General features: G+C 65.9%; 9 protein-coding genes. 4 read left to right on the plus strand and 5 right to left on the minus strand.

Annotated features, from left to right (window positions below; translation table 11 throughout):
- Positions 1-208 precede the first annotated feature (208 nt).
- The 4 genes from ABH920_RS43350 to ABH920_RS43365 are packed head-to-tail and all read left to right on the plus strand — an operon-like array spanning position 209 to position 8,686.
- Complete coding sequence (locus tag ABH920_RS43350; protein WP_370355165.1) at positions 209-1,795, plus strand: TIGR02677 family protein; 1,587 nt, start codon at positions 209-211, stop codon at positions 1,793-1,795.
- The gene (locus ABH920_RS43355; RefSeq protein ID WP_370355166.1) at positions 1,795-3,195 is read left to right on the plus strand and encodes a DUF2398 family protein; all 1,401 of its coding nucleotides are present in this window, start codon (positions 1,795-1,797) and stop codon (positions 3,193-3,195) included. Before ABH920_RS43350 ends, ABH920_RS43355 begins: the two co-directional genes overlap by 1 nt.
- Positions 3,192-7,445, plus strand: coding sequence for a TIGR02680 family protein (locus ABH920_RS43360; RefSeq protein WP_370355167.1), 4,254 nt, complete (start codon positions 3,192-3,194; stop codon positions 7,443-7,445). The genes ABH920_RS43355 and ABH920_RS43360 overlap by 4 nt, the downstream gene beginning before the upstream one ends.
- Positions 7,442-8,686 (plus strand): TIGR02679 family protein, encoded by a 1,245-nt coding sequence (locus tag ABH920_RS43365; RefSeq protein WP_370355168.1) that lies wholly within the window; start codon positions 7,442-7,444, stop codon positions 8,684-8,686. Before ABH920_RS43360 ends, ABH920_RS43365 begins: the two co-directional genes overlap by 4 nt.
- A 668-nt stretch (positions 8,687-9,354) precedes the next feature.
- On the opposite strand, the gene ABH920_RS43370 is transcribed toward ABH920_RS43365, so the two are convergent.
- The 5 genes from ABH920_RS43370 to ABH920_RS43390 all read right to left on the minus strand — a co-directional run bounded on the left by ABH920_RS43370 (position 9,355) and on the right by ABH920_RS43390 (position 17,535).
- Positions 9,355-9,477, minus strand: coding sequence for a hypothetical protein (locus tag ABH920_RS43370; RefSeq protein ID WP_268907885.1), 123 nt, complete (start codon positions 9,475-9,477; stop codon positions 9,355-9,357).
- Between the two features lie 305 nt (positions 9,478-9,782).
- The gene (locus tag ABH920_RS43375; protein WP_370355169.1) at positions 9,783-12,005 is read right to left on the minus strand and encodes a DEAD/DEAH box helicase; all 2,223 of its coding nucleotides are present in this window, start codon (positions 12,003-12,005) and stop codon (positions 9,783-9,785) included.
- 43 nt (positions 12,006-12,048) lie between these two features.
- Entirely contained in the window at positions 12,049-15,792 is a 3,744-nt protein-coding gene (locus ABH920_RS43380) for an AAA domain-containing protein (protein WP_370355170.1), read from the minus strand.
- Entirely contained in the window at positions 15,789-16,217 is a 429-nt protein-coding gene (locus ABH920_RS43385; RefSeq protein ID WP_212010585.1) for a hypothetical protein, read from the minus strand. The genes ABH920_RS43380 and ABH920_RS43385 overlap by 4 nt, the downstream gene beginning before the upstream one ends.
- A gap of 346 nt (positions 16,218-16,563) precedes the next feature.
- Positions 16,564-17,535, minus strand: a complete 972-nt coding sequence (locus tag ABH920_RS43390; protein WP_370355171.1) for a hypothetical protein — start codon at positions 17,533-17,535, stop codon at positions 16,564-16,566.
- Positions 17,536-17,804 lie beyond the last annotated feature (269 nt).

The raw sequence follows: 17,804 nt of genomic DNA on the forward strand, positions 1-17,804 counted from the left end.
GCCGCGTGAGCTGTGGCGGTGGATGAACACACCAAAGCCTGATGCTCCTATACACTGTGTAGTCGTTTCCGGCCGCTCCGTGCCAGGTGAAGTTTATGATCGTGACTTCGTGCCGGTATGGTCGCCACCACGGAAATGGCCGGTATCGTTCCCCGACGGGCGTGATATGAGGTTGATGCCGTTGGAGGGTCGCGGGAGGTGAGCGGAAATGGCTGAGAACGGGCTCGCCGACGGTGCGGAGGCCGGTGCCGACCTTGATCTGGACGGCCTGGAGACCGCGACCCGGTTGCGGCTGTTCGGCTTCGTGCGGCGTGACGACCAGCTGTTGTATCTGTGGGTGCTCCGGGCGATGGACCGGTTGCGGTTCGCGCACGTCTCGCAGGCGCACACCGATGACGTCGCGACGGCGCTCGCCGAGTTGGCTTCCCAGCACCAGGACGCGCCCGCCGAGGCCGAGAACCTGCGTCAGCGCCTGGACAATCTGGCCGAGGACGGTGTGTTGCACCGGCTGGAGGATCCGGCGCGGGCCGGGAAGCTGTCGGCCTACCGGAATCGCCAGTCGGTGTACCAGTTCAGCGAGCTGGGGTATTTGGCGTTTCGCGCGGTCAGCGGTGTGTTGGCTGCACGTATCGAGGACGCGAATCTGTCCCGGCTGGTGTTCTCCGACATTCTGCGTGATTTCGAGGGGCTGGCTCGAGCCAACCGGGATGCCGATGCCGATGAGATCGTGCGGCGTCTGACGAGCCTGGACCGGGTCGTGGAGGACATGGCGCAGCGCACTGCGCGTTTCCATCTGACCTTGGGCGATATCACTCGCACCACCGACACCTCTCCTGAGGTGTTCCTGCGGCACAAGGACGCGTTGCTGAGCCACTTGCACAACTTTGTCGTCGAGCTGGAGCGGTACCTGCCCCGCCTCACATCGGCGGTCGCGGCGGTGGAGCAGACCGGCGTGGCAACGCTGCTCGACCGTGCGGCCATGGCCGATGAGCGTCCGTTGCTGGGGCATGACCGAATCCGTGAGGACTGGGCGCGGCGCTGGGCCGCGCTTCGAGCCTGGTTCGCGATTCCGGACGCGGGACAGTCTGCGGCCGATGCTGTGGTGGCGGCACCGCCTCGGGCCGTCGAGGTCCGCGACACCGCTCACATGGCGGTCTCTGCGGTGATCGCCTTGCTGCGGCAGATAACCGATGCTCAGCGCAGCGGTGTAAACCGCAGCACACAGCTCAAGCACCTGGCCGCATGGGTGGTGGACACGCCAGATGAGGAAGCAGCGCACGCTCTGATGTCGGCGGCGTTCAACCTCCGCTCGGCGCGGCATTTCGGCACGGTGCATGAGGACGAGGAGCTGATCTCTTCTCGCAGCACGTGGTGGGACGCTCCAGGGGTCGAGATCTCGATGACCTTGTTCGCCAAGGGCAAGGCTCCCACACCGGGCGTTCCCAAACCGGTCGTCGACAAGCGCGGCAGCCGGCAGCACCTGCGCTCCCAGCAGGCCGCCGCGCGCGCCGCCGAGCGTGATTCGGCGGCGCGGTTGCTGGATGCTGGGGTTCATGGCCGCGTTCTGGACGCGGCCGAGCTGCGAGTGCTCCTCAAGCTGCTGACCCGGGCCTTGGAATCCCGTTCGGTGGTGGCCGGCCGCGTCACAGCGTCGGGAAGTAACGATGTGTTGACCATGCGGCTCGTGCCATCACCCGGCGGCAGTGCGGTTCAGACCGAACACGGTGTGCTTCACCTGCCGGGCTACGCACTCGAACTCGCCCCACTGCGCCGACGCGCTAAAGCAGGGCTCTGATGGCCGAGCCCATGGCCGCCGAGACGGTGGCCCCCAGCGATCTGGAATCCTACCAGCACGCCGTACGCCTGGTCCTCACCAACGATGTGATCACCGCGTCGCGGCCGACGGCCGCCGCGTTGAAGTCGGTGCTGGCCTGGGCTGACCGCATGGCCAAGGACTTCCAGGAGCTGCTGGGCTACCGGCTGGAGGCGACCGCGCACCATGTCCGCCTGATCCGGCGACTGGACCTGCTGGACGGCACACAGCACAGTCTGTTCGCGGCCAAGAGCGGGCGGTCATTCGATCGCCGCCGCCTGGCCTATCTGTGCCTGGTGCTCGCTGCCTTCAACCGTTCCCGCACTGAGATCGACCTGGTGGATCTCGTGACCGTACTGGGGCCGAGCGCGAATGCCATTGACGGGCTCGGGTTCGAGGCCACCGTCACCGAACACAAGCGCGCGGTGGTGGATGTCGTGGACTGGCTGGTGGAGCGCGGCGCGCTGCGCCTGTCGGACGGGGACGCGGAAAGCTGGGCCAAGGACTCCGAGCACGGCGATGCGCTGTATGACATCGATCACGACATCTGCACCACGCTGTTCCGCCCGCTGCGCCCGCTGCAGTTCGTCGACAGCGCCCGCGGCCTGCTGGACGTGGAGCAGACCGAAGCCGCCCGCAGGTCCGTGCAGCGGGAAGCCGCAGCCCGTCGCGCCCGGCGGCTTCTGGTGGAGCACCCCGTCGTCTATTTCGGGCAGGTCGACGAAGCGACGGGTGCTGCTCTGCGCTCGGCCGAACTGGCCGAGAACCTGGCACGGATGACCGGGCTGAGTGTGGAGCGCAGGGCTGAGGGCGTCGCGTTGGTGGACGGCTCCGGCCGGTTCACCGACCGCAGGTTCCCGGGCCGCGGCGGTGCGGTCGCCAGAGCGGCGGGGCTGATCCTGGCCAAGATCGCAGACCTGCTGGAGGATCCGGACAGCGGGCCAGGAGTGCGCCGGATGACCGTCCCGACCGCCGCCGAGGTCCTCGACGATCTGATCGCCCGGATCGACGCGGGTCGGCACACAACGGATTCGCTGCCGGTGTCGGCTTCGGCCGCGGTATCCGGTGGCGAGCGCACACCGGCCTGGGAGGCGCCGTTCATCGAGACCGCGGTGCTGGAGTCCATGATGCGCGAGCTGTACGAGGAGTTCGGCGCCGGATCCTTCACCGAGCAGTGGAAGTACGACACGTCCGGTTTGTTGACCGAAGCCGTTGTCCTGCTGACCGATCTGGGGCTGGTACACCGGGTGCCCGGAGGCGTCCTGGTGTTGCCGGCCGCCGCGCGCTACCGGAACATCAAAGCCGCGGTGCCGCGGCGCGACTGGCGTGACGACCAGCTCGCGCTGGACCTGTCGGACCTGTTGACGGAAGGACAGATGTGAGCAGGTTCAAGCCGACCAGGGCCGGGATCGTCAACCTGTGGGACTACATCGACGAGGAGTTCGTCTTCGCCGACGGCCGCCTGGCGCTGCGCGGGCACAACGGCTCGGGCAAGACCAAGGCTCTGGAGGTACTGTTCCCGTTCGTCTTGGACGGCTCACTGAGCGCGCGCCGTCTGGACCCGTTCAGCGGCGAGAACCGCACCATGAAATCCAACCTCCTGTATCGCGGCCAGGACGCCGCCTACGGCTACGTGTGGATGGAGTTCGCGCACGACGGCGAACCGGCCGAGGTCGTCACGCTGATCATCGGGTTGAGTGGGCACAAACACCGGGAACAGGTCACGCCCGCGTACTACGTGACCGGTAAGCGGATCGGGGTCGACATCGGGCTGCTGTCGGCCGATTCGCGTCCGCTGACCGCCAACCAGCTGTCCGCCAAGCTGGATGTGTCGGAGTGCTTCAAGGACCGGCGCGGCGACTACCGGGACGCGGTGGACGCCAGGCTTTTCGGGCTCGGGACCGACCGCTACATCCAACTGCTGGATCTGCTGCTATCTCTGCGCCGTCCGCTGCTGGCCAAAGACCTGGACCCGGTGAAGGTCTCCAACACCTTGTCCGCCGGGCTCAGCCCCGTGGACGAGGAACTGGTCGAGCAGGCTGCCCGGGACTTCGACAACCTGGCGGCGGTCAAGCGCCGTTTCGACGACCTGAGCACCGCTTCCGGAGCCGTCGAGGCGTTTCTGGCCCAGTACACCGCCTATGTCAGGGCCCATACCAAGTCACAGCTCGACCGCTTCGACCATTTGATCGGTGACGCGGCCGGGCACGCCGGCGCCGTGCGGGATGCCGCCGCCGAAGTCGACCGCGCTACCAGGTCCGAGGCGCGGGCGGAGCAGACCCGCGCTCGTTGCGACCGACGCCGCCGCGAACTGGATGCTGAGCGTGGTGCGCTGGTCAACAGCCAGGCATACAAGGACCACGAACGGCTCGAGCAGGAACGTGAGAAGGTCGAGAAGGCCAGCAGACAGCTCGACAAGGACCGCGCACAGCTGGCCAAGGATCGGCGGAATATCAATGATCTGATCGGCGAGGCCGACGGGTTGCAGGACCGGGCTGGACAGCTGGACCGGGCCGGCGAGCAGCACCGCCGTGCCATCCTCGCAGCGGCCGACGCCGCGGCCCTGGAATGGGATCCGGCTGTCCTGGAGGCTCAGGACCACGATCGGGATACGGTGGTCACCGCTCTGGTCGCGTCCCGGCGCGACGACATCGAGCACGTGCGGACCGAACTAGGACGAGTTGATGAGGCCGAGAAGGAACGGTCCCGTGCTGACAAAGACCTGGGCAAGGCGCGCGAAAAAGCAGAGCGTCTGGGCGCGGTGGTCACCGAGACGGCTGGTCGGCTGACCACCGCCCGCACCGCACTGTCGGAGGCGTTGAACGCCTGGACACTGCGCTGGGCCGACGCCGACGTCCTTACTGACGGGCTGCCGGAAGCACTGCATACGGCGGCGGCCCGGATCGGCGAACCTGACGCGGCATCACTGGAGCAGACCTACACCGAGGCCACCGCCGGGCGTCGCGACGAGCTGATCACACGGCGCGAAACCTGCAAACGGAACGTGTCCGATCTCGAAACCGTGATCCAGGGACTCAAGTCCGAGCGCACGGCTGTCGCCGAGCAGCGCGATGAGGCACCGCCTGGCAACGACCTGCGTCCCGCCGACCGCGCCGATCGGCCCGGCGCACCGCTGTGGCAACTGGTCCGCTTCGCCGACCACGTGCACCCCGAGCAGGCCGCCGCTATCGAAGGCGCACTGTACGGCTCCGGAGCCCTGACCGCCTGGCTGCACCCGGACGCGGACCTGACCCGGTCGGCCGTGGCAGCCGCCGAAGCCGATGGCTATCTGATCCCGCTGCCCCAAGATCATCGGCCGGCCGACGCGACCCTCGCCGACTTCCTCGAACCCGAGCACGAGCAGAACCTCGTCGCGCCGGAAACGATTCGGGCCATCCTGGCGTCCATCCAGGTCACCGATACTCCGCCGAAAGCAGGATTGGCAGCGGTCTGGATCACCACCTCGGCGCAATACGGCCATGGCGTCCAGACCGGTGCTCGGCCCAAGACCGAGCCGGAATTCATCGGAGCCACTGCCCGCGCAGCGCGCCGCCGCGCCCGCCTGGCCGAAATCGACGCGCGGATGGCCGAACTCGGTGCCACGCATGAAGGGCTGCAAGCTGTACTCGACAAGGTGCTGGAGGCGATCGAGAACATCGAGAACGCCGCCAAGCTGCCTCCCACCGGCGCGGTGCTGACCGCGGTCGGGGATCTAGCCACCGCCGCGGCGCTGCACCGTGATGCCGAGGGCGTATTACGCGACGCCAGCGCGGCACTGGACGTGGCCACCGCCGAGCTGTCCGCACGCCAACGCACCCTCCGCCAGGTAGCTGGAACGCGGAACATGCCCCACACCACCGACGAGGTGGACGCAGTCGATCAGGCTGTCACCGACGTCCAGCTGACCATCGAAATGCTCGCGCGCGATCAGAGCGAGGCGCGACAGGTGAACACTGACCTGACGACTCGGCGGGCCCGCATCGTAGAACTCGAAGGAGACTACCTGGAAGCAGCCACAGAGCTGGCTGAGCAGGAAACCGAGTTCGAAGCGGCCAAGGCGGCATGGCAGACGGCCAAGGGCAGCATCGACAAGGAATACGAGGAGATCCTCGCGACCATCACCGGCCTCGATGCTGAACTCGGTACGGTCCGTACCGAGCTGGCCAGGGCCGAGAACCTGAAGAACACCGAACACGACAACCGTATCGGCGCCACCCGCGACCTGGACAACCGCCGCACGACCTTGCTGGCCGCGATGGAGGCGCTCAGTGAGGGAGCTGACGCCTTCGCACCCTTCGCCCACCCAGACCTGCGCGACCTGCTCGGCGTTACCGAAAGCGCGCACTGGCCCTCGTCGGGCCGATGGATTCCCGCCTCCGAGGCGGCCGAACGGGTCGAAACATTGCTGGCCGACCCCGAGCCGGAGACGGACCCCGACACCGCGGTCCGCCGGATCATGCCGGCCGAATCCCAAACCCTGCTACACGCCTACCGCCAAGCCACCTCGGGCGGCCGCGCAGTCGTCCAAGCCACCCTGGACACCGCCGGCGACCGACTCACCAGCGCCTACCAGGAATTCGACAGGGTGCTGCGTGGCCTGGAGGACGGATACGAGGTGACCCTCGGCCTCGGCGTGCCGGCCATGGTCGACGTCACCGCCGATGACGGCCGCCAACCAGTCGCCCGCTTCGCCCAGCGCATCGCCGAGGAAGCCCAGACCCAGGGAGTGCTGCTGGAGGAGCGCGAGCACGAGGTACTGGAGGACACCCTGCTCACCGCGCTGGCCCAGCAGATCCACCACCGTGTGCTGGCCGCCAGGGACCTGGTCAAAGAGATGGACGCCGACACCCGCGCCAAGCCGATGTCCTCTGGGATGGCGATCGGCATCAGCTGGGTGCGCTCCGACAAGATCAGCGAACTGCAGAACGCTGTAGCCACCCAGCTCCAGCACAACACTGCCGCCCTCGGTGCCGACGGCCTGGCCCAGCTCCGCCAGCGGCTGCGTGAGATGATCCGTGACCACAAAGCTCGCAATCCGCGCGACACCTACCGCGAAACCCTCGCCACGGTCCTGGACTACCGCGACTGGTTCATGTTCGCCATCCAGCTCATCCACCCCGGCGGCCGCACCGAACAGCTCACCCGCAAACGCCACAGTTCCATGTCCGGTGGCGAGAAATCCGCCGCCATCCACCTACCGCTATTCGCCGCCGCCAACGCCATTTACTCTTCAGCTAAACCCACCTGCCCACGCATGGTCGCCCTCGATGAGGCGTTCGCCGGCATCGACGGCAACTTCATGCCCGACCTGCTGGGCCTGACTACCAAGTTCGACCTCGACTTGTTCATGACCGGCCACGAGCTGTGGATCACCACCCCGGCCGTGCCGATGATCGCCCACTACGACATGATGCACGACGAGCACAGCCAGACCGTGTCCTCGCTGTTGATTCTGTGGGACGGCGAGCAACTCATCGACGCCGGCGCCGGCTTCGGCGGCAACGACGATATCGCCGCCGAACTGCTCGGCTTCACCCCCTCCCGCCGCGAACCGATCACTGGGACCGACGACGGGCTGCTACCGCCGGCCTCCGAGGGCGACGGCGAGCCCGAAACCGGTGATGACCTGTGAGCGGACTGGAGGCGTTCCGCGGCCCGGAGTACCAGCGGCTGTTTGCCGCGGTACGCCGCTCGCTGGAGCGCACCGGGTCGGATCTGACCGGACAGGTCAGCGTCGGCTCACTCGACGAGGCCGAACGCAAAGCCCTGATCGGCTTGACCGGGCAATACCGCCCAGCGGGCGTCGCACGTATCACGGTGAGCCTGTCCCGTCTGGACGAGGTCGTCCATGCTGCGACCGGTCTGCCCCTGCCCGAGGCAGTGGCGGCCATCGTCGGCAAGCCCCTGCGTCACAAGCCAGACGAACGCGCACGCGACGAAACCGCCCGTGCCGCCGCACGCTCCCTGGCCGAGGCCAGCCCTCTCTACCCGGCCTGCTCGTGGTTTCAGCAGTGGCTCGACGCGCTCGCACCGGCGATCACCAAGATGGTGAACCAGGGCACCACCGCCCGCCTGGCAGCAGCGGTCCGAGTCCTCGAGGCCATCGAACAACGCCGCGAACAAAACCTCCCGCTCCTGCTGCCGGCACTCGCAGAACAAGCCACCGGCGACACCAAAGCGCTCGGGCGCGGCAAACCGACCGCGACCCTGGTGCTTCGCGCCTTGGCTCTGCGAACCGGAACGCCGATGCCCACCAGGGCGGAAGGTACTAGAGAGCTGTGGGACCGCTGCGGGGTGGTCGTCGACGATCTGGCCAGCCGCGTCCTCGTCCTCAACCTGCCCGCCACCGGCGACGGACTCGGTGAATGGCTCAGTGGTGCGGCTCGCTACGGCACCCCGTTCCAGATCACTCTTCATCAGCTCACGGTCCACCCGATGCGCGTGGCAGGCGCTGACGTGTTCGTCTGCGAGAACCCTGCGGTGCTACGCCAGGCCGCCGCCGAACTCGGACCGGACGCCCCACCAATGCTGTGCACCGAAGGCAGGCCCTCGGCGGCATTCCACCGCATGGCCCACCAGCTGACGGACGCCGGCGCCCGACTGCGCTATCACGGCGACTACGACTGGGACGGCATCGACATCGCCAACCAGATCATCACCCGACACCACGCCGAACCCTGGCACATGACCGAAGACCAGTACCGGAAACACGCTGACGTCACCGACGACGCCATCCGACTCCGGGGCAACCCGAAGCGGACACCGTGGGCGCCGGGTTTGGCCGATGCGATGGCGGAGCTCGGCGTGGCCGTCTATGAGGAGGCGGTGGCCGCGAGGCTGATCGAGGCCCTGAAACGGGCTGATCGCAAGTAGCGGCGGCCATCGCTCGCCAGCCGTGGGGCCGCTGTTCGGCGACGAGACTGCTTGGCCGGTCCTCTGAACGTCGGGTCTTATCGGGGACTGCGGCACAGTGAGAGCCGATGCCGAAGAAGGCTTGCAGCAGCGATCAACCTGATCGCCTTCAGGTAATGTGCCGCAGCGGGTTCAGCCGCGACCTTCACCGCCGGCTCGGCCGCCACGAGGAACGTGATTCCATCCCGCCGCCGAGCGCCCCATCAAGCCGGTGCTGTGCAGGCTTCTGCCTCTACAGAAGTTGAACACTCCCGGTCGCCTCGTCATAGACGTGGTAGGAATTGCGGCCGGATTCAAGGTGATCGGCGAAGCGCTCCAGGACCGCGAGCCAACTCGGGCGCGCACGGTTCCGGGTCCGGGATCGCAGCCCTGGTCGGAATACAGCAGTTGGCCCGGGACGCGTCCGGGATGGAGGTCGAGCACGACGTAGGTGCATGCAGTCGTCCCAGTCCGTGCCCGAGATGGTGACGCTGCGATGGATGAGACAGGACGCGGCGAAGTCCTCCGGCAGCCGGTAACCAAGTTTCGCCTCGGCGACCTGGATTTCCGACGGGGTGCTCGGCGTGCCGAGTCCGCCGAGCAGGGCGGGCGCGCAGGCGGCGAGTCCGGCCTCGATACGCCGCTAGGCTTCAGTGACCGCCGCGCACCGGCGAGGCGAGCGCCTCGTCCTCAGACTGTGGCGTGCCGAGTAACAAGGCCTCGGCCTCGGCGCGGGCCAGCGGCGGTAGCTTTGCTGCGGCATCCAGGCGCATTTTCAGTATGCGAACCGTCGCGCGCGAGAGCCTACAGCTCCGCATCCATCGGCAAGGCGTACTGCTCCCCGGCCGCGCGTACTGCGTCGACCAGGCCCGGGCTCTCGGTCTGGGACAGCTACGACACGGGATCCAGTCGCAGTGAGGCGATCGCGATGCGCGCCGCGACCGGCACGGCCTCAGCAGCCAGCGCCGTCAACAGCCGCGCCACAACCCGACTGGCATCCGTCGGTCACCACGGACTCCAACGCCTGACATCCTGCGAGATAGTACCTGGCGTCCATGCCCTAATCGGCGTGCTCTTCTTACTTGTCAGCCCATTGCCTTACGCGATGACGCTCGTCGCTGATGAGCAGTGCTCGAAGCTGTGCCTCGCTGGTGTCCTTCGCTGCGGCGTACCTGTCGGCGGTGTCGCTGTGCCGGGCGTACAAGTCGAATTCATTCTGCTTCTCCCGGAGGATTTCAACCAGACGTTCGTCAACGCTCTCAGTGGTCAGGAGTCGATGTACGGTGACGCGCCGCACCTGGCCCATTCGGCGGGCCCGGGCGATCGCCTGTTCCTCGGCCGAGGGCTTGAGCTGCGGTTCGCAGAGCACGACCACCGAGGCGGCCTGGAGGTTCAACCCGGTGCCTCCGGCCTCGATCTGAGCGACCAAGGCTGCGGGTCCCCGCGTCCGAGTGAACTCGTCGGCGAGCCGCTGTCTGGCTCCGGCCGGCACCGAGCCGTTCAGCGGTCCGAGGACGCGGGCGTTGATCGGGGCTTTTCCGAAAGCGAGTTCAAGGTCTTGCCGGACGATGTCCAGGACATCGCGGTAGTACGAATAGACCAGAACTTTGCGGCCGTCCTCAAAGGATTCTTGCACGATTTCCCGAAGCCGTCTCAGCTTATTGGAATCCTTCGGTGCGCCAGCCATATACGCCACTTGACGCATCTCGGCGAATTTGCCATCAAGTACTGCTCTTCGGTAAGCGGCGGTTTGTGTATTGCCGAGAGGCTCCCACGCGTCGGTCCGGATCTCGTCAGGTAGTTCGGGAAGTACGTCTTCCTGGTTCCGACGGAGGTAGACGGGTGCCACCGCGCGTCGGAAGGATCGTGCGCCGCCGGCCCCGTCCAGGCCGGTGACGCGTTGGGCGATCGCCGGTTGCAGATATTCAACGAGATTACGGAACTCTTCGACCCGGTTCTCCATCGGCGTGCCAGTCAGGAACAGCACGCGATCGACGCGGTTCGTCCACTCTCTGACGTTCTGCGAGCGCTTCGCGTGGGGATTCTTGACGTAGTGTGCTTCATCGACCACGAGCATCGCGACCCGGACCTCGCGCGGTACGGTGAGGCTGCGCGCGGTGGTGAACGTGGTGATCGCGACGCCACCCTGGTCGATCCAGACCCGCTCAGCCGATTTCCTCAACTCGCCGTGCACCAGGTGCGAACGCAGAAGACTGTGCGCCTCTATCTCGCGCTGCCAGTTGATCAGTACTGTCGTGGGGCAGATGACCAGAAAGTGCGACTTGCCCGTAGCTTGCAGATGTGCCATGGCGGCTATTGCCTGCAGGGTCTTGCCGGTGCCCATCTCGTCGCCGAGTATCACTCGCTTGAACTGGAGCGCGAACCTGGCGCCGAAGACCTGGTACACCCGAAGGTGCGTGCGCAACTCGTCGATGACGAGCTTCTGGCGCTCGACTTTGTCCACTTCGTGCTCGGGCAGATACCCGTGTGCCGCGTTGGCGTCTATCGCCAGACCGACGATTTCGCCTAGCAGGGACTGGTATTCGGCAGCGCGGCGCTCGAAGTCGTCGAGAACACTCTGACGCGGAGGCGGCGTGGCAGCGATGACAGTGGTGGCCGCGTCCAAGGCCTCGAGCAGGCCGGCCGCCTCGGCCCGGCGGAGCACCGCTTCGACCCGCGCAGCCGCCTCAGCGGCTTGGGTTCGGCGTGTTGCACCGGACGCAAATCTGCGAACACGGCTCCCCAGGTACCGTAGCGGTTCGACGCCGGCTCCCAGCTCATTGACCATGAGCTCGAGTCCACGGGTGCTGTCAGTGAGGGTGTCGCCCAGTGCGACGCATCGTTGTAGCGTGCTGACGACCGGCCACCCGTTGCCGCGCGCGCTCTCGGCGTCGATACGCGCATCGACATGTTCGCGCCTCGCGTCCGCCAATCGCGCCGCGGCGGCGAGCGTCGATTCCGCGATCGCCGGGCCGACTTTGTCGAGTGCGGTCAGTTGATGGAACGTGTAGCCCAACAACGCGCCGACTGAGTCGATCCCTGCCCGATCCAGGCCGCCGAGGACCAATCGGGACTCACTTACCTGCCTGAGGCTGTCCAACGGCAGCTTCAACAGCTCTTCCTTGAGGAGGGCCTCGCGCCGGGAAGTGTAGGTCTCGGCGACCCTCTCGCGAAAGCGCCTGTCAGCGGCTTGGACATCTTCGAACGTTGAAAGAACGCGCCTGCACCTCGTCAGCAGCGCGCCAGCCTCGGCGACGCTGGGGATCGCGCGAGGCAGTCCGGTGGGGGAGAAGCTGGTCACGACCTCCGGTCCTTTCCCAAGTCTTGGGGCTGTTCAAGGCTGTTCAGCGGTTGTCCGGGTGCCAGTCCTCGTCGAACAGTCGCCAAGCCGGCAACCGCTGGGCGCGGATTCCGTCCTGAGGCGAGGCCAACAGCGAGGTCCTGACCAGCTGAAGACGCAGATGTCTGTCGCCGGGCTCGGATTCGGCCGGTGCCCTGTCAATCAGGAACGCGGTGCGGCGCTCTCCCCGCACGAGCATTACGTCGGCGACGTACCCGGCGCTGGGAACCGCTCGATGGGCCTCGCCGCCGGTCTTCGATTCCAGACGTTCGAGGACCACGTCGTCGGGGATCCCAGGCACGAGATCGTCCGTGCTCGAGGGTTCGTCTGGGGCAGGTGCAGCGAGCTCAACGAGTCTGCGCCCGAGCCCACCGATGTTCGTCCAATACCCCCTGTGCCCAATGACGATCAGGTGTGCCCGGGCGCGTGTGATGGCGACGTTCCACAAGTTGGGATTGCGATCCAGGAACGCCAGGCCGGAACGGCTCATTCCGGGCGCGGCTACAAGGCTGAACACGATGGCGTCGCACTCTCCGCCCTGGAATCGGTGGGCCGTCCCAACGCGTACCCGAGGCGCGCTTGCCCAGTCCCGGGCGATTCTTTCCATCTGCTGAGCGAATGGTGTGACCACCCCGATGGTGGCTTCGCCCGGCAAAGTCCGCAGGAGCCATTCGACAGCGTCGTGGACGCGCGAGGCCTCCTGCTCGTTGACCCAGGACGAACCGTGTCGGCCGGGATTCGCCCTGCCGGGAACGTCGACCCATCGAACGGCTCGTTCGTCATCGGGCCGTTGGAGCCCTGAAGTCCTGGTCAAGATGGTCAGAGGCTTGTTCCGCGGGCGGTAGAACAGCTCGTTGGAGATGGCGGCGATCTGAGGGTGGCAGCGGTAGTGCTCGTGCATCAGGATGCTGCCGCTCGCCGCGTGTTCGAGAGCGGTGAATGCCGAGAAGTCCCGGTGTCCCGCGTGCTGGGAGACCAGCCACTGCGAACCTACGTTGTTCTGTTCGCGGCTGTCCGCCTCTGTGGTCGGCGAGATCTTGACGACTGGCGGAAGCTGAAGCGGGTCACCGATGATCAATGCTCGTCTGGCGCGCATGAGCAACGGAATGACCGCCGCGACCGAACACTGGCTCGCCTCGTCGATGACGACCAGGTCGAACAGCCCTGGATCGGGAACGAAGCAGGTCCTGGTCGAGAAACAGGTCACTGCCCAGGCCCGAACGATGCCCACGGCCGCCTTGCGGGCTCCCCAGTCACTTGTCCCGCGCGTGGTCATCACTTCAAGGAGCCCCTGGAGCTGGGACCTTCCAGCGGCGGCGTTCTCGCGAACCGCCGCGTCGACCAGGCCGACACCCGTCCGCACCACTCGTTGTTCGGCCTGCGACAGAGCCGAAGTCAGTGCCGCGTCGTCCTCAAGTGTCGTCCCCCGCATCCTGCGCCAGCGGGACTCAGCACCGATCAGTTCGAGTATCGCCGCGCAGACCCGCTTCGCCTCTCCGGGGTCGGAGAATGTTTCCGTACCAAACGAGCGAAGCAGTCGTGCCCGTCGCGCGTTGCCGAAAATCTTGGCGCGACAGGCTCTGCGGCATCGGGCCTCGAGGGTGGCGAGAGAGGCCAGCTCGGCGGATGCCACGGTAGCCGCCGCAGCCTTGGCGGCCGGAGGAAGGCGCTCCACGGCTTCCTGGCGGTTCCTGCCGGCGTTGAGAAGTTCGCGTTCCGCGCGTGCCTGTTTGTCCAGCCGACCCAGAACGCCACGGTGTTCGCGCAGAGCACCCCGATGCTTGGCCGACCACGTCGCCTGGTTCATCGGCGGGGTGCCTGAAGCGAGCAGCCGGGTCAGACCCAGCCGTTCGCGCTCACGGTTGTCGTGCTCGCCGGATTGGCTGCCGGTTCGCACGACAAGCCCGGGCACGCTGCCGTTGCAGCGTTCCCAAACCTCGTCAACGGCCCGGTTGTTGGAAGACGCGACCAGCACGTTCTGCCCGGCGGCCGCCGCGGTCGCGACCACGCTGACGACGAGGGCGGTCTTGCCGGTTCCGGGCGGGCCGGTGGCGACGGTGACCCGCTGCGACATCGCACCGGCGAGCACGTCGCGCTGGGCTGGATTCAGTGGGCTGAACATCACCTCGTTCGCGTTGGGCTCGCTCAGTGGTTCTGCGAAACCGAAGAGCGCGGCCAACGCGGTGTTCCGGAGTTTTGCCGGGTTGCCGGCCATGCCGATGATCTGGTCGAGGTCTTCGAGAAGCTTGGTGTTGGCTCTGTTCTGCGTCTTGACCGCCAGCATGACTGCGGAGTTGCGAGCCCCGCTGAGCGCCATGTCCGTCTCGATGACTGCCTCAAGACTCTCCGGATGCAACGGTTGCACGCATTCCAGCTCGAAGGTGTTACGCAGAAGGACTCTGATGTCGCGGGCCATCGTGAACCGATCCCCAGCAGTCCAGCCCAGCCGATAGGTCGAGCGCAGGACCTCGGCTTCCTCCTCGCCCACCCATATTTTGGCGAACTCTGGGTTGACCTCTACCTCGCCGTATGGACGCATCTGCAAAATGCCGTTGCCTGTCCGCAGTTCAACTCGGCGCAGCAGCAGCGGTGCGAATCGAGGCGCCCTCTGAGGTTTGCCATCCCGATCACTGTGGAGGACCACGACCGGGTACCCATACACGAACTCGCAGTCGTCCGCATTCGCACCGATCGCGAGCTCCTTTAGCTCGCTTGGAATGTCCAGCAGCCCGTCTGTTTCGTCGTCGGCGGCGCTCAGGATCTGCTCGGCACCGGACATGCATGCGTAGTGGGTCGCGCCTTGGCTGAACACTAGCTGTCCGTCGTCGACCTCGGACTCGCCACGGACACAGTCCCGGTAGTAACCGATGAGGTCCTTGAACGTCGGCTCATCGCCCACTTTGGCCCTGCGCGGCGTGGCGGCGGTGCCGCGTGGGTCGGACGGCCGTGACGGCCCGACCCTTCGTGACCGGTTCAGCGGGGTTCTGGCCACGTAGATGTGCCCGTCGACGCTGGCCGCCGAGATCACCGGAGCCTGCCAGCGGTCCCGGTCCTGCGCTCGCAGCCTGCTGTTGAGGTGCGAGAACAATTCCATCGCGGAGACTTGGTCATCGCGATCCTGATCGGCCGCCCCGGTCGCGAGGGCCTGGACCAGATGCTCCGTGAACAGAGAAGGCCCGTTCTCATCGGTCCCGGTGTAGGACGCGGCAGATGCCTGGGAGGAAGAGATGACTACGACGCCGTTCGTTTCGAGTGGGCGCACGTCGCGTGGCTGGTCCGGCCCTGGCGCCGAAGGCTGCTCACCTTTGGTGCGCAGACCGACAGCGAACCCTCCGCTGTAACAGCAGTCCAGGATGACGACTCGTTCCCGTGCCCGGCACAGCGTCAGCCGGTCGTTGAGAAAGCTCGCCGGCACCGCGGTGCGCGCCAGGTCGTGGGGGACGGTGTCACGCGCGACGAATTGGAACTCCGAGGTCGCCGCTTCGCGTACTCCGTGGGAACTGATGTAGATCAGGCACTGCTCGTCGCGCTCACTGTCGGCGAGGAAATTGTGGACGGCCTGCCGCAGCTCCTGCGCGGTGAGATCGTTCAGGCAGGTAATCGGGTCGAACCCGCCGATGTCGCGAGCGCGCAGTACCTTTTCCAACTCCCGGACGTCGGCCGTCGCGCCGGGCAGGGCGGCGAAGGTTTCGTCGTCGTAAGCGCCGATGCCGATGAGCAGGGCACGCCGACGTGATGGCCTGCTCACTCCGAGAGCTTCCCGAGTGATTCCTCCAGTTCTCTCGTTTGCTCCGGAGTGAGTCCATCCTCGACCCGGATCTCGATGTCGCCGACCGCTATGACGATCGTTTCCTTCGCGGCGTTCTTACTCCACCGGTGGATCGCCTTCACCACGTCGGGAACCATCGGCGCGACGACGGGCCACGCCAACTCCAGTGTGAAGCGCAGCAGTTCGGCCCCGCCGCCCTTCGTCCCTGGACGGGCGTCGGCCCGGCCCTCGTAGGCGAAGACGGCATCCACTCCGTCGATCGCGGAAAGCTCAGCGCCCAGCGAACGGGTCATGCGCTCGGCGTACTCGTCCTCGCCGTCCACAAAGACGACAGCCCACGGGTGATCCCCACTCACGTTTTCCTCCCCCCGGCCGAAGCCGTGACTCTCTTCGTACTCTGACATAGTCTGGCACGAGGCGGGGGAGTCTGGCAGACGCTGAGTGTTGACCACGTGACCCGTCGTGGTGACGGGGCGGTCAATCGGCTGGCAAGCATGTCGGTCAGGCTGCGGCGATCGTCGAGGCCGAGATCCCGAGTCGGGCCATCGCCGCCCCTGGTAGGGCCGATCCGCACCGCTTGGTCAACTCGAGTACTGTAGGGACTTGAGATGGTTGCGCATTTAAGTCGCGGTGTCGGGCTAGTTGAGCAACGATTCGATCCGACGATGTTCGAGATAGTTGAGCGTCCTCGTCGGTACAAGTGGACCATGAGAGGTGGCCATAAGCCCGTTCACATCGCCGTGCTGTTGATCATTTCAACAGACGATGCGCTGCGGCTTCCCATCCGCTCTCAAATTCAGCCATGACGGCGTTCGTCATGTCGGCCACCGTCGCTCCGGGTGGGATGTTGACGGTGAGTTTGAATGTGGCGGTAGGTCCCTGCAGGGTGGCATAGATAGAGATCTCGGAGCACCATCCATCGCCGCCGAAACGCCTACGCAGGACTCCTAGAGCCTGTGCCTTGGTGGCCTGGATCAACTGGTTTGCCAGTTCCTCAGATACGGTTCGTCTGCTCTCTTCGTCGCCGACAGAGACGAAGAGGACGAACGTCTTCGTCGAAGAGCTGCTCACGGCATTCGGCGTGGATTTCATGTCTGCCAGGTACCGGTACAGGGGAACTTGGCCGTAGAACGAGAAGCCACCGTCAGACGTGCGTGAGAGCCGGACCGGGCGAAAGCTGCGCGACTTGAGGAACGACAGCTGTACCATGTTCTGCTCTAGCGTTTCCACCTGCAGTTTGGTGTGGCCTTCCGCGACGTATCCGCGAATGATCGCGGTCACGGCATCCTGAAGCTTGTCCGAGTGGACGTAGTGCATGCCGAGGCAGTCCCATGACTGGCGTACCTGATCGTAGTCCTGCTGCCGGTCAGAGTCGGACAGTGCGGGCAAGCGCTTGGCCTGCTGCATCACAGCGCGCACCATCGCAGAAATTTGCGGAGGTTGTGCCCCAGCTGCCTTGGCCAGTTTCTCGTATGCGACCGCAGTGGCACCGTTCACGTCGTCATTGATGAGCTTGCCGCAGGAAGAACAGTTGATCTGAGTCACGGTAATATCGACTGCGATGCTCCTTTCTGCGTCGACTTGAAATTCGGCTCTGGATTCCCTCTGCGCTGTCAGCAGCCGTGAGGAACCACATAGGGGACATGCCTGCTTATCCTGTTGGGCTGACGCGCCTGCCTGCCCCGTGGAAGACGAACCGAAGAGTCGCTGGAAGATCGACATGTGTGATGAGCTCCCCATCCCACGTCAGCATGGCGAATAGCGTGTCAGGCAATCTAGCATCTCAGAATACGATGAAGCATCAGTCGTAGCCAGCACCTGACCATCAAGGACCCGCCTACATCGAACTCAACAGCCGGCGCGTCATACCCCGCATCATGCACGGGCCCAGGTTTCAGCTTGTCGTTTAACCTTTTCGGCGGGGTTTGGTGCCCTTCTTGTGGTGTTCGGGTCTGGCGTAGGCCTCGCCGGTCGCAAGGACCCGGCCGACG

It is taken from the genome of Catenulispora sp. EB89, from assembly GCF_041261445.1.
Lineage (GTDB): Bacteria > Actinomycetota > Actinomycetes > Streptomycetales > Catenulisporaceae > Catenulispora.